General features: G+C 38.6%; 11 protein-coding genes and 1 other annotated feature. Of the genes, 4 read left to right on the top strand and 7 right to left on the bottom strand.

What is annotated here, in order from left to right; all coding sequences use genetic code 11:
* Positions 1–11 precede the first annotated feature (11 nt).
* Genes thpR through pepV form a run of 3 tightly spaced genes read right to left on the bottom strand, consistent with a single transcriptional unit; the run spans position 12 to position 2,802 of the window.
* A complete protein-coding gene (gene thpR, locus MKY09_RS06300) occupies positions 12–545 on the bottom strand; it encodes an RNA 2',3'-cyclic phosphodiesterase (protein WP_342567879.1) in 534 nt (177 codons plus the stop codon).
* Positions 542–1,393, bottom strand: a complete 852-nt coding sequence (gene dat / locus MKY09_RS06295) for a D-amino-acid transaminase (protein WP_342567878.1) — start codon at positions 1,391–1,393, stop codon at positions 542–544. The genes thpR and dat overlap by 4 nt, the downstream gene beginning before the upstream one ends.
* A gap of 17 nt (positions 1,394–1,410) precedes the next feature.
* Complete coding sequence (gene pepV / locus MKY09_RS06290) at positions 1,411–2,802, bottom strand: dipeptidase PepV (protein WP_342567877.1); 1,392 nt, start codon at positions 2,800–2,802, stop codon at positions 1,411–1,413.
* A gap of 432 nt (positions 2,803–3,234) precedes the next feature.
* Between pepV and MKY09_RS06285 the strand changes: the two genes are divergently transcribed.
* Positions 3,235–3,456 carry a DeoR family transcriptional regulator gene (locus MKY09_RS06285; protein ID WP_169360007.1) on the top strand — a complete coding sequence of 74 codons (222 nt, stop codon included), beginning with the start codon at positions 3,235–3,237 and terminating at the stop codon, positions 3,454–3,456.
* A 111-nt stretch (positions 3,457–3,567) separates the two neighbouring features.
* On the opposite strand, the gene MKY09_RS06280 is transcribed toward MKY09_RS06285, so the two are convergent.
* The 3 genes from MKY09_RS06280 to MKY09_RS06270 all read right to left on the bottom strand — a co-directional run bounded on the left by MKY09_RS06280 (position 3,568) and on the right by MKY09_RS06270 (position 7,625).
* Positions 3,568–5,139: an IS1182 family transposase gene (locus MKY09_RS06280; protein ID WP_342566927.1), complete on the bottom strand. Its 1,572-nt coding sequence runs from the start codon at positions 5,137–5,139 to the stop codon at positions 3,568–3,570.
* 158 nt (positions 5,140–5,297) lie between these two features.
* Complete coding sequence (locus MKY09_RS06275) at positions 5,298–5,999, bottom strand: pseudouridine synthase (protein WP_169360006.1); 702 nt, start codon at positions 5,997–5,999, stop codon at positions 5,298–5,300.
* Entirely contained in the window at positions 6,000–7,625 is a 1,626-nt protein-coding gene (locus tag MKY09_RS06270; RefSeq protein ID WP_251556329.1) for a polysaccharide biosynthesis protein, read from the bottom strand.
* A 104-nt stretch (positions 7,626–7,729) separates the two neighbouring features.
* Here MKY09_RS06270 and MKY09_RS06265 point away from each other — a divergent pair, with 104 nt between their 5' ends.
* From MKY09_RS06265 to MKY09_RS06255, 3 genes are all read left to right on the top strand, one after another.
* A complete protein-coding gene (locus MKY09_RS06265) occupies positions 7,730–8,989 on the top strand; it encodes an NAD(P)/FAD-dependent oxidoreductase (protein WP_340882964.1) in 1,260 nt (419 codons plus the stop codon).
* 69 nt (positions 8,990–9,058) lie between these two features.
* Positions 9,059–9,284 (top strand) — a binding site (T-box leader).
* A 65-nt stretch (positions 9,285–9,349) separates the two neighbouring features.
* Positions 9,350–10,738 carry an anthranilate synthase component I gene (gene trpE, locus MKY09_RS06260; RefSeq protein WP_342567876.1) on the top strand — a complete coding sequence of 463 codons (1,389 nt, stop codon included), beginning with the start codon at positions 9,350–9,352 and terminating at the stop codon, positions 10,736–10,738.
* Positions 10,735–11,307 (top strand): aminodeoxychorismate/anthranilate synthase component II, encoded by a 573-nt coding sequence (locus MKY09_RS06255; RefSeq protein WP_251556333.1) that lies wholly within the window; start codon positions 10,735–10,737, stop codon positions 11,305–11,307. Before trpE ends, MKY09_RS06255 begins: the two co-directional genes overlap by 4 nt.
* Before the next feature lie 482 nt (positions 11,308–11,789).
* On the opposite strand, the gene leuS is transcribed toward MKY09_RS06255, so the two are convergent.
* Positions 11,790–14,201, bottom strand: a complete 2,412-nt coding sequence (gene leuS, locus MKY09_RS06250; protein ID WP_342567875.1) for a leucine--tRNA ligase — start codon at positions 14,199–14,201, stop codon at positions 11,790–11,792.
* Between the last annotated feature and the right edge of the window lie 46 nt (positions 14,202–14,247).

Below are 14,247 nucleotides of genomic sequence, written 5' to 3'. Positions count from 1 at the left end.
TTACCTCCCTCTCACACGTTTATACTGGCAAATTGCTCGTAACGTGGAGTGCTTGCAGGATTTATTTTGTAAATGATAAAATCGCGAACTTCAAAGGACTGTTTCTCCAGGTTAAACGAATCGTACATACAGGTCTCAGTTGACTTCCATTTTTTCGCAACGGTTACATGGGCATGAAAGTCCTTTGAAACGTTTAACTCTATATACTCCAGAACTTTTTGCACAACTGCATGCTGAAGTCTTTGCAATTCCTCATTTTCATCGACAGCGACATAAACTACTCGAGGGGTTTTAGCACTCCCAAAATGGGCTAGTCCCGCTGTTGTTAAAGTAAATGTTTCCCACTTTATCTCTTTCAAGGATTCGATTAAGTCAGCTAATTTAGATTCATCTACTGCAGCTAAGTATGCCAGCGTAATATGAAGGTCCTCAAGAAGAGGCAACGTTTTATGTGTTTCATGCATATTAGTTGCCTTTCTAGCCTCTATAATAGACCTTCCTATTACCTCGGGAACTTTAATACCTACGAAATAATGGTTGCTCATACATTTAATGTCGTAGGAATTTTTTGTTCAAAGGCTTTCTGAAGCTTTCTTGTTAACTCTCCAGGTTTTCCGTTTCCAATAACATTCCCATCGATTGAGATAACTGGCATCACCTCTGCACTAGTTGAGGACATGATGAATTCATCCATTTTCAGTGCTTCTTCTTTAGTAAACGCCTCTTCCACTACCTTTAATCCAATCTCTTCACAGCAATCTAACAATACTTTTCTAGTAATACCATTTAAAATCAGGTTGCTCACTGGATGTGTATACAAAACACCATCTTTAATGCCGTACATGTTTGAGGAAGAACCCTCTGTTACCGTATCACCACGATGTAAAATAGCCTCAAAGCAATTTTTCGTAACAGCTTCCTGTTTAGCGAGTACATTGCCAAGTAGGTTTAATGATTTAATATCACATCTTAACCAACGAACATCCTCTACAAAACAAGCCTTAATCCCACTTTCAAGCTGAGCAAGTGGACGTGTTGTTTCTTTCGTATAAGCTGTCAGCACGGAGCTAACTGCTGGATTAGGAAAATTATGAATACGAGGGCTATCCCCACGTGTTACTTGTAAATAGATTTGACCATTTTGAACTTCATTCGTTTCAATTAGCTCATGTATCATTTGATGAAGTTTGTCTTTCGTATAAGGAATGACTAAGTTAATTTTATCAGCACTGGAATACAGACGATCAATATGCTCAGTCGCAGTAAATAAATCTCCGTTATAAATTTTAATAACTTCATAAATACCATCGCCAAATTGATAGCCTCGGTCTTCAAACCCAATCTTCACTTCATTTTTTTCTACGATTTGGTCGTTCCACAAAATTTTTGTCATAATTATTCATCCTCTCCTTATTTTTTACCAGCAAGCTCCACTATTGCATCTGCATAAATCGCAGTGGCTTTTATCAAATCCTCAATGTCCACATACTCATCTACCTGGTGAGCTATATCTGGTCTGCCTGGGAACAGCATCCCAAACGCAACGCCTTTTTTTAGCACTCGCGCGTATGTTCCACCACCGATAGATAATAGTTCTGCCTTTTCTCCTGTTTGACGCTCATATACCTTTTGAAGGGTTTGAATCAGTATATCCTCTTTATCGACATAATGTGGCGTAGAGTTAGAGCCTAAATCAAGTGTCATACCTGTATTTTGTAACTTTTCTCTACAAGCACTTAGTTTTTCCTCAAATGGATAGCTAACTGAATAACGTAGACTTACTTGAGTACAAGAGCCTTGGGCAGGTGCATAATGAATAACTCCCGCATTTAATGTAGTTTCACCAGACACTTCATCTGCATAGTTTAAGCCTAATGCATGACCTCTGCTTTCTTCCCCGAAAGCCATTACAAGGAACTCACAGAATGCTTTAGAATGTTCGGTTAAAGGCAATGATAACAAAAATTTAGCAAGGAGGATTCCAGCATTTACTCCATGGTCTGGCTCCATAGCATGAGCTGATTTACCACGAACTAGCACCTTAACAACTGGGCCTTCTAGAAGGACTTCGCCAGTAATTCCGTTTTCACTTGCAAAGTTATTAAATTTTTCTTTAATAGAATGAACCCCTCCAAAAATATAAGCGAATGCTTCATCTGGAACCATATTTGTACGCTTACCAGCCTGGAAAAACTGGATTGTTTCGGTCTCAGAAGAACCTGTCTGAGAAAAGATTAAATTAGCAATTCCTTTTTCTGCATTGATAATCGGAAAGTCCGCATCCGGAGCAAAGCCTAGGTCAGGCATCTCTTCTTTCTCAAAATAACGAGTCACACATCTAAATCCACTTTCTTCGTCTGAACCTATGATCAGCCTTACACGTTTCGAAAGCTCAATCCCAGATTCTTTTACTAGCTTCATCGCCATCCACGCCGCAATCGTAGGACCTTTATCATCAATTGCTCCTCGACCGTAAATGCGATCATCTGCAACAACACCTTCAAATGGAGGGTAAGTCCACCCTGTCCCTTCAGGTACTACATCCACATGACAAAGTATTCCTAACAATTCCTCGCCACTGCCCATTTCAATGTGACCAGCCATATTGTCTATATTTTTTGTAACAAAACCTTCTTTTTCCCCTTCGTTTAACATATATTGTAGTGCCTCTAGTGGTTTTACACCGAAGGGAGCTTGCTCTGTAGCTTCTTTTTCATCTAAAACACTAGGTATTTGAATTAAAGCCTGTAGCTCTTTTATAATATCCGTCTTTCTTTGTTCTGCTATATCTAACCAGTTCATTGTAATCCTCCTATGTACTATTGCATATTTCTTATTTTACACTTATTTTATTCAAACACACAGTAAAAAGAAGGTTTTTTTGACTGCTGTTTAGTTAATACATTATTTGTTCTCATTAACCAATAGAACCATTCAATACTCCACCTATTTGTGGTTATTCATTTATCAATATAATTTTATTTTGCTACATAGAAAATTCAGTTATAACGGCTTTTTCTACTAGTTTCATATAAATTTCATGTATTTTTTTGTAAATAATCAGTAATTTTTATAGAAATTTCTTTGCAATTCTACTATAATAAAATTGTCAGACAATATAATTCTGACTACCAAAATTGTAAAGGGGCTGTCATTTGCAATACTACTGTTGCTTTTCGCCCAAGTCGTCCGCTAGTCTTGCCACGAGATATCAAGATGAAGGAGTGGTTATTTTTGAAACCTACTACTGATCGGATGCTCACTCGAATCAAAGATATGTATATGTTCATCCGAAACAACGGAACTGTTACTACACAAGATCTGGTCGATGAATTTGGCATCACTCCTCGAACTATTCAGAGAGATTTGAATGTACTTGCGTTTAATGATTTAATCATTAGCCCAACAAGAGGCAAATGGACCACGACGAACAAACGAGTTAAAATGACATCTTAGATACACCATATGAAAAGAGGCTGGGACAAAACTAGCTTCTAATATTGGAAAAAGAGAAATTGAGCTCACTCAATTTCTCTTTTTCCTTATTTTTATGTATTTTTTATTCTTCTATCTAGTTTTTACCGTGAACTTACGTAAGTTCACGGCCATTAACGCAAGACCCATTTCATTTTCAACCTTCGGTTTCCCACGTACAGAAAATCGTGAGAAACGCAAATTAGCCTTCAAGAATCCAAAAACTGGTTCCACATCAATTTTTCTTTGACGATAGATAGAACCTGTCTTTTCCTCTGAAAGCTTCGCGCTCACATATTCTTTTTGTTGCTCCCACTTTTCGTTCACCATCAACTTTCTATTATTACCTTCTTTTGCTTTCGTACAGGAGGAGCGGAACGGACAACCTGAACAGTCCTCACATTCATAGATCTTAAACTCCCGTTTGTATCCTGTCTTGTCCTCGCGTATGGAATGATATTTAAAGGACAGCTGTTTCTGGTTCGGGCAGGTGTACGTATCGTTCTCTTCGTCGTACTTCCAATTTGCAGTATTGAACTTATTTTGTTTCTGTTTCTTCTTTTGCTCTTTGATGTACATGTTATAGGTGATCAGAGCTTCGCGTTTACGATTAGATAGTATATCGTCATAATTCTGTTCGCTTCCATAGCCTGCATCTGCCACGATATGCTTCGGTAGCTTAAAGTAATTTTTCTCAATCTCATCCAGGAAGGGGATCAAGGTTTTGGTGTCTGTTGGATTAGAAAACAAACTATAGGCAAGCGTGTATTGACCCTCTGTTGCGATTTGTACATTATAACCAGCCTTCAATTGACCATTTTTCATGTAGTCGTCTTTCATCCTCATAAAGGTTGCATCATGGTCAGTCTTTGAATAGCTGTTCCGGGTTCCAAAGATTTCAAAGTCCCGTTGATATTTCTGTTTACGGTAGATATAATCAATCAACTCTTTACGTACCTGCTTTGGATATTTTCGTTCTCTCCTCAAGCTCTTTCGTTCCAAAGCGTCTGACGACGCTTCTATTTGTTGGTCATATTCGGTGATGATATCCTCTACTTTTTGAACCATTTGAGTTAGTTCTTCCAGTGACAGGTGCTCTTCATCTTCTCGTTCCATTTGAGGGATGATCTCCTTTTCAAGCAGTTCGTTATATAACTGGTTCGATTTTTCTATCAATCCTTTGTTATATTTCTCTACGGATTTTCTCCAGACAAACGTGAACTTGTTAGCGTTTGCTTCAATCTTTGTACCATCAATAAAGATTGCCTCTTGGTCAATGAGTTTTTCTTGGACCAACTGACAGCGGAATTGTACGAAACATTGACGGATTAATTCGCTCACCTCTGGCTGCACACGAAATCGATTGATTGTGCGGTAGCTTGGTTGATAGCCCTGGGCCAGCCACATTATCCGGACACTATCGTATAAGAGTCCTTCAATTTTTCGACCTGAAAAAACAGACTGGGAGTAAGCACAAAGGATGATTTTCATCATCATGCGGGGATGATAGGCAGGGCAACCCGTATTTCGAAGAAATACTTTAAACGCTTCGTCAGGGATGCTTTCAACTAAATGGTGAATATGGAAGGCAATATCGTTTTCTTGTAATTTTACTTCTAAATCTAAAGGCAATACCACTTGATTCATGTTATAATCTTTAAACATAAGGACACTTCTTTCTGTTGGATTTGGTGTGGTAACTTAATTTTATCAGAAAGCGTCCTTTGTTTATGACAAAAAATATAAAGCCGGTGAAATTTTACTTATTGTAAAATTTCATCGGCTTTTTCATTTAAGAGGATGGTTTTGTCCCAGTCTCTTTGTTATAGACTTAATAATTCCTCTTCCGTTAGCTCTCTGTAGGACCCTTCTTCCAATGACTCATCTAGCTTCAAAGCACCCATAGACAACCGTTTTAAATATACGACTTCCTTATCTACTGCCTGGAACATTCTTTTCACTTGATGGAATTTACCTTCTGTGATGGTTAACTCAATTTCAGAAATTTGGTCACTCTTTAAAATAGTCAGGTAGCCTGGCTTCGTATGATACCCATCATCCAAAATGACTCCTTCTTTGAATGCTACTATATCTTCTTCTGTTACTCTACCTGCTACTTTCGCATAATATACTTTAGGGACATCCTTCTTAGGAGACAATAATCGATGTGTTAGCGCTCCATCATTAGTTAAAAGCAGCAGTCCAACCGTATCCTTATCAAGTCTTCCGACAGGATAGGGCTCAAAATGCTTAACATCATCATCTAATAGGTCAATTACAGTTTGATCTCTAGAATCCTCCGTTGCAGAAACTACTCCTGGTGGCTTGTTCATCATTAAGTAGATAAACTCTCTATATTCCACTATCTCTCCATAAACTGTTACTTTATCCTCTAATTCATTGACGTGATTAGATCCATTTTTAGCAACTACATCGTTTACTTCAATTGCCTTTGATTTAATAAGAACCTTTACTTCACTTCTTGTACCGTATCCCATATGAGATAGAAATTTATCTAATCGCATTTATTTCTCCTTAAAGCCTAATTTTTTCGCAATACGTGTAACTTTCTCACCTAGTAATTTCTGAGCTAATCCAAGACGAAGCGTCACATAGCCATAAAAGGCTGCTCCCACACCAGCACAAACTATAATAACTAGCAGCGCCTCCATTTTACTATCGATTACAAATAGGTTTTGTAACCCTGACTTTACTACATACACAAGTACAAGCATAACAGCATTGATGATGAGGATGAGAAGAATTCTTCTTGCTACCATCGTAGACTTATAATGCAACGTTTTTCGTATCGCAAACAAGTTCAATCCTATAGCTACTAAATAACCACATGCAGTCGCCATAATTGCACCATCTGTTTCAAATGCTTTGATGAAAGGTGTGTTTAACAACAGCTTTGTCAAAATACCTAATAAAAGATTTAAAATGATCAGCTTTTGACGATCAATACCTTGTAGGATTGCAGTAGTCACTGGATACAAGGCAAATAAAATGGCTACCGGAGCATAGTGTGCTAACACCGTTGAACCGGTTTCACTCTGTTCATAAAATAAATGATAAAACTCCCCTGATAATACAGCAATTCCCAGGGCTGCTGGAACAGTAAGAAATAATAATATTTGAAATGACTGATCGAGCGATTTTCTCACTTGAAGAAAATCTCGTTTTGCATAATAACTCGTAATGTAAGGTATTAAAGCCATGCTAAATCCAGTAGCCAACATCACGGGAATCATTACCAATTTATGTGCAGAGAAATTCAACATTCCTAATAAAATATTGGAAATATCCCCACTTATACCGATAATAGACATAGCACTGTTAAAGGTGATCATATCGATGAATTGGAAAAGAGGGTTAATAACCCCAACCAGAGCAAATGGAACCGTATAAACTAAGATTTCCTTGTAAATATTTCTAAGAGAAACATCCGAGCTCGTTTTACCAGAATTATTCATCATCACATTAAATTCGGGCTTCAGCTTCTTCCAATACCAATATAGAACTACCATACTCGCCAATGCACCAAGGAAGGCTGCAAATACTGCAAAGGAAACAGCTGTCTTTTCTGTGCCCTTCATTATGTATACTACAAAAAATCCTCCAGCTAACACAAACAGAATACGTACAATTTGTTCCCAAAGCTGAGAAATCGCAGTAGGTGTCATACGCTGATAGCCTTGGAAGAAACCTCTTATTAAACTCATAAGTGGAACAACTATAACCGCAAAGCTGACATATTTTATCACAGAAGCTACGTCACCTACAGAAAAATCAGCTTCATCATCCTTAATAATCATATGTGCAATAGGATCTGCTAAAAAGAAAAGCAGTAGAAATCCTAAAATACCAGTGATACTCATTAAAAGCATGCTGGATTTCATTAGCTTCCTACCTGTCGCATAGTCCCCTAATGCATTGTATTTCGATACAAACTTGGAAACCGCAACCGGTACCCCTGAAACTGCTATTGCTAGCATGATTGAATAGGGAGTATAAGCGTATTGATAAAGGGCAATGTACTCTTCGCCGATTATCTGATAAAAAGGAATTACATAAAGAACTCCTAAAATCCTGGATAATAAGAGACCAACCGTTAAAATCATTGTCCCTTTTAGTAAATTCGATGCCATCTAACCCGTCCAATCCTTTAAAATGTCTATATTACAGTTTACAACTGTCTCATCAAAACTACAATCATGTATAATAAAGAAAAAAGTGAAAGTGTGAATATACTATGTATGACGTAATAATAATTGGTGGGGGTCCCTCAGGACTTATGGCCGCTGCTGCAGCAGGTGCTGAAAACAAAAAGGTTTTATTGATCGAAAAAGGCAACAAGCTAGGAAAGAAATTAGCAATATCTGGCGGAGGACGATGCAATGTTACAAATAGGCTTCCTCAGGAGGAAATTGTAAAGAACATTCCCGGAAACGGTCGTTTTTTATTTTCCCCGTTTTCCGTTTTTAATAATGAGGATATTATCGCATTCTTTGAGAATTTAGGTGTCCCATTAAAAGAGGAAGACCATGGTAGAATGTTCCCTGTCTCTAACAAGGCAATGGACGTTGTGAATGCCCTTCTGGACGAATTAAAAAGATTGAAGGTAGATATTAAGCTAAACGCTCCCGTTGCTAAATTATTAATGAACGAAGAAAAGATAATCGGAATTCGATTGGCAACAGGCGAAGAAATTACTGCTGGAGCAGTTGTAGTGGCTGTCGGCGGTAAAGCTGTTCCTCAAACCGGCTCTACAGGAGATGGATACCCGTGGGCAGAGAAGGCTGGTCATACGGTAACTGATTTATATCCAACGGAGGTGCCTCTGTTATCTAGTGAGACCTTCATCAAATCGAAGGAGCTCCAAGGCTTAGCCTTAAGAGATGTAGCTGTTTCTGTTCTAAATAAAAAAGGAAAAGTAATCATTACCCATCAAATGGACATGCTCTTTACACATTTCGGCTTAAGCGGACCTGCTATTCTGCGTTGCAGCCAATTTGTTGTAAAGGAAATAAAGAAAAATGGTGGCCCGGTTTCTGTTAGAATTGATAGCCTTCCCCACTTGAACGAGGAAGAAACATTCCAAACGCTTCTGTCTTCTATTAAAGAAGAGCCCAAAAAAGCAGTTAAAAACGTCTGGAAAGGATTAGTTCCTGAAAGGTGGCTATTGTTTTTGTTAGAGCAAGCGAAAATTCAAGAAAGTGAGGATGGCCAAAATCTTTCTCACGAGAAGATAAGATCTCTTGCCCATCTTTTTAAACAATTTATCGTTAAGGTTCACGGCACCCAGCCACTAGAGAAAGCTTTTGTTACAGGCGGTGGAGTTTCCATCAAGGAAATTGAGCCAAAAACGATGGCATCTAAGAAAAAAGAAGGATTATATTTCTGTGGAGAAATATTAGACATACATGGATATACTGGTGGCTACAATATCACCTCTGCCCTTGTTACTGGGAAGCTAGCCGGGATGAGTGCTGCAAAAAGCCTTCTAAATTAATTGGATAAAATTTGGATTCTTTTATAAGAATGCATTGAATTTTTAAATTATTTATAATACAATGGTCTTTAATGAGCGATGACGAAGAGTAGTAATCATATGTGACGCCATAGAGAGCTGACGATTGGTGCAAGTCAGTGCAAAGCATATGATGAATGGGCTTCTGAGTTCCAAGGCCGAAATGGCAGTAGGCCTTGGCGTTTGTCTACGTTATAGGACTAGCAGCTAATCGCTGCAAACAAGTGGATTACAATAGTAATCAATGAAGGTGGCACCACGGCTCTCCGTCCTTTTTGGATAGAGAGCCTTTTTGTATTCTTTTGTAAATGAGCCGAGCTGAGAAAGAGGAGAGTGTAGAGAATGACAGTTGAGACGAGAAGCTATGAAATGAAAGAAATCCAAGGAGATATGATGACTCCCATCTTCATTTACCATGCACTAAAAGGAAAAAAGAAAATGCTATTTGAATCCTCTGCTAAGCATGAGGAGAGCGGTCGGTATTCGTTTATCGTACTTAATCCGGTTGCAGAAATAATAGGTAACCAGTATCACTATGTCTTTACAGATGAACACAGAAAGGAACACACAGGACATGGTATTTTAGAAAAACTAAAAACCATTCTCCCTGAACACAAGGAGCAATACCCCTTCTCTTTTTTTGGAGGAATGCTAGGTTATTTTGGTTATGAAACCGCATTTTACAGTGAACAGATTGGAGAGTATCTCCCCGATGATTTAAATATGCCTGATATACATGCTTTGTTTTATGATACCTTTCTTGTTTACGATCATTTGAAACAAACCATAACTATTGCAGCAATCGATTTGTTCCAGAACGGTCGCACTTCTAAAAATATGATGGATTCGATTAATGAAATATATGAGGATCTTCAAGCAAGTGCTTCCCACCAAGAGGAGGAGTTAGCACAGAAGCTTTCTTTTAAGCCTTCGATTCAGAAAGAAGAATTTAAACAAATGGTAGAGAAAGCTAAGCAACATATTGTACAAGGCGACATATTTCAAGTAGTGATTTCTCAGCGTTTTAGCTCCCCTTTCACTGGGAATCCTTTCTCTCTTTATCGACAGCTTAGAACTTCTAATCCGTCACCTTACATGTTTTATATGGATTTCGGAACGTACGTCGTTTTCGGCACCTCTCCCGAAAGTCTTGTAAAAGTAAAGAATGGATATGTCACGACAAACCCTATTGCTGGTACAAAGCCTCGTGGAAAATCTCCCGAAGAAGATCAGCAAAATGCTGCTAGTTTATTGATAGACGAAAAGGAAGTAGCAGAGCATCGGATGCTTGTTGACTTGGGAAGAAATGATATAGGTAAAATATCAGAAATTGGTACGGTCCAAGTAAACAAGTATATGCAGATTGAATTGTACAAGTACGTCATGCATATAGTTTCAGAAGTAACTGGTCGTTTAAGAAAAGACACTCATGCGTTAGACGTTTTGGCTGCTTGTTTACCCGCTGGTACCGTTTCAGGAGCTCCTAAAATCCGTGCCATGCAAATTATAAACGAATTAGAATCTATAAAGCGCGGAGTATATGCAGGAGCAGTTGGTTATATTTCCGTTACAGGAGATATGGACCTCGCCTTGGCCATCCGAACAATGATTGTAAAAGACCAGATGGCTCATGTTCAGGCAGGTGCAGGAATAGTATATGATTCCATTCCGGAAAATGAATATGAGGAAACCTTAAACAAAGCAAAAGCACTGTTGGAGGTGATTCGATGATCCTTCTAATAGATAATTATGATTCCTTTACGTACAACCTTTATCAACAATTAGGAATGCTTGGGAAAGATGTTATGGTTGTCAGAAACGACGCTATTACCATTTCAGATATAGATGAGCTTCATCCAGAAGCAATTGTCATCTCTCCTGGTCCAGGTAATCCATTAGATGCAGGTGTTTCTATTGAAGTGATTCAAGCATTATATAAGAAGTATCCTATCCTTGGAATCTGCCTAGGTCACCAATCTATTGGGGCTGCATTTGGAGCAAATATAGTGCAGGCTAAAACAATTATGCACGGTAAAACCTCCACTATATCGCATACACAAAATGAATTATTTTCCGTCTTTGATGGACCTATCTCCGTCATGCGATATCACTCTCTAGTAATTGAAGAGAACAGCTTACTAGATTGCTTTGAGGTACTGGCTAGAGCTGAGGACGACCTGGAAATAATGGCTATTAAACACAGTGACTACCCTCTGTATGGATTTCAATTTCATCCAGAGTCTATCGGAACTGAGCAAGGGACTCTACTGATGAAAGGTTTTATAGATACGTTAAATTAACCTTCGAAGGGAGATTTTCATGGTAGCTGCGATTGGTATAATTATAGTTCATGTTGTGGGGTTACTTTCATTGAAATTCATGTTTCGAAATGAAGAAGGCGCTTCCTGATTTCTTAAGTAGTTACAACAAGATAAGGCAGACTCACGTTCTAAGCGGACGCTTTCCATGGGGTTAGCAATCAGCAGGTGCTGCAATGTAATGTCCTCTTAACTAGAAAGCATGAATAATTTCATATTGAGGAAGAACACGAACAATTAATAGATGCTATGAAAAGTAAAGACTTTTATAAAAAGAAAGTAGAATTGATTTTCGCTTTCGGCGGACGCTTTCCGCGGGGGGAGCGGAAATCATCCATCTATTTGTTCATGTTTTCTTTGTAATTATATTTGAACTTTTTATAAAATCTCAATGATTTATTTCTCGCTTTACTTCACAAAAAAGCTGCTTATCTCACAAGGAGATTAAGCAGCTTTATTATTTATTAAATTACGATGTTCACCATTTTACCAGGTATTGCGATGATTTTTTTGATCTCATTGCCATCAATCCATTGTTGAACCTGTTCAGATGCTAAAGCTAATGCTTCTAGCTCATCCTTCGTAGCATCTTTTGAAACGACAAGCTTCGCACGAACCTTCCCTTTAATTTGGACAGGGATTTCAACTTCATTATCCACAAGCTTCGACTCATCGAATGTTGGCCAAGATTCATAAGCAACAGATCCCTCATGACCTAGTATGCTCCAAAGCTCTTCAGAAATATGAGGTACGATAGGAGAAATAAGCTTAATGAAGCCCTCTACATATTCTTTAGAGATTTTCTCAGCTTTATATCCTTCATTGATGAATACCATCATTTGAGAGATTGCTGTATTATAGTGCATTCCTTCGTAATCCTCTGTTACCTTTTTAACCGTTTGGTGATATACCTTTTCCATGTTGTCTGATGAAGTATCGCTTACTTTAGGACTTAGCGTTCCTTCCTCTGTTACGAAAAGTCTCCAAATACGATCTAGGAATCGACGTGAGCCGTCTAAGCCGTTTGTGGACCATGGCTTAGAAGAGTCAAGTGGTCCCATGAACATTTCATATAAACGAAGTGAATCTGCTCCATGGCTTTTCACGATATCATCCGGATTTACTACATTTCCTTTTGACTTGGACATTTTCTCGTGATTTTCACCTAAGATCATCCCTTGATTGAATAACTTTTGGAATGGCTCTTTAGTTGCTACAACACCAATGTCATAAAGGAATTTATGCCAGAAACGTGCATATAGCAAGTGAAGTACAGCATGCTCTGCTCCACCTACATAAAGATCCACTGGCAACCAGCGTTTTACTAGCTCAGGGTCAATAAGCGCTTCGTCATTATGTGGATCGATATAGCGAATATAATACCAGCAGCTACCTGCCCATTGAGGCATTGTATTGGTTTCACGACGTCCTTTTTTACCAGTGACTGGATCTACTACATTTACCCATTCTTCAATATTAGCTAATGGAGACTCTCCTGTTCCACTTGGCTTAATGTCTGTAGTCACAGGAAGCATAAGCGGAAGCTCTGATTCGTCTACTGGAGTTGAAGTTCCATCTTCCCAATGAATGATTGGAATTGGCTCTCCCCAATAACGCTGACGGCTAAATAACCAGTCACGTAGACGGTAAGTAATTTTCTTCTCACCTTTTCCATTTGCTTCAAACCATTCAATTGCTTTAGCGATTGCGTCTTGTTTATTTAGCCCGTTTAAGAAATCAGAATTAACAAGTACGCCATCCTCTGTGTAGGCAGCTTCTTCAACATTTCCACCAGAAACTACTTCTACAATTGGAAGATCAAATTGTTTTGCGAACTCATAATCACGCTCATCATGTGCTGGAACTGCCATAATAGCACCAGTTCCATATGTCGCTAAAACGTAATCAGCGATCCAGATTGGCATTTTTTCACCACTCACTGGATTAATTGCATAAGCACCAGTGAATACACCTGTTTTATGCTTAGCAAGATCAGTACGTTCTAAATCACTTTTCAATTTAACTTGATCTTTATATGCTTGCACTGCCTCCATTTGCTCTGGAGTTGTAATAGTATCCACTAATTTATGCTCAGGTGCCAATACCGCATACGTTGCACCAAAAATCGTGTCGGGACGAGTTGTAAATGCTTGGAATGATTGATCAGTATCCACAACTTCAAATGTAAGCTCTGCACCTTCTGAACGTCCAATCCAGTTACGTTGCATTTCCTTTAAGCTCTCAGGCCAATCAAGGTCATCTAAATCCTCTAACAATCTATCTGCATAAGCAGTAATACGAAGAACCCATTGACGCATTGGACGACGTTCTACTGGATGTCCCCCACGCTCGGATAGCCCATCGATTACCTCTTCGTTTGCTAACACTGTACCTAATGCAGGACACCAGTTTACCGGCACTTCATCCACATATGCTAAGCCTTTTTTATAAAGCTGGATAAAGATCCATTGTGTCCACTTGTAATAGGAAGGATCCGTTGTATTAATTTCACGATCCCAATCATATGAGAATCCAAGATCCATCATTTGACGTTTGAATGTTGCAATATTTTTTGCTGTGAACTCCGCTGGATCATTACCAGTGTCAATTGCATATTGCTCAGCAGGAAGACCAAAAGCATCCCAGCCCATTGGGTGAAGTACGTTATATCCTTGTTTGCGTTTATATGCACTTAAAATATCTGTAGCAATATATCCAAGCGGATGTCCAACATGCAGTCCAACTCCAGATGGATATGGGAACATATCTAATGCATAAAATTTTGGTTTGGAAGGATCGTCAATCATTTTATATGTTTTGTTTTCTTTCCAATACCTTTGCCACTTTTGCTCAATTGCTTCATGATTAAAGCTCATTTTTCTTCCTCCTTCAAGTAATGGTGTTGTCTAAACCGTCATTTCA

Origin of the sequence: Psychrobacillus sp. FSL K6-4046, from assembly GCF_038624605.1 — a bacterium.
In the GTDB taxonomy this organism is placed as follows: Bacteria; Bacillota; Bacilli; order Bacillales_A; family Planococcaceae; genus Psychrobacillus.
The sequence above is the reverse complement of the archived record's forward strand: the minus strand, read 5'-3'. Positions and strand labels throughout refer to the sequence as shown.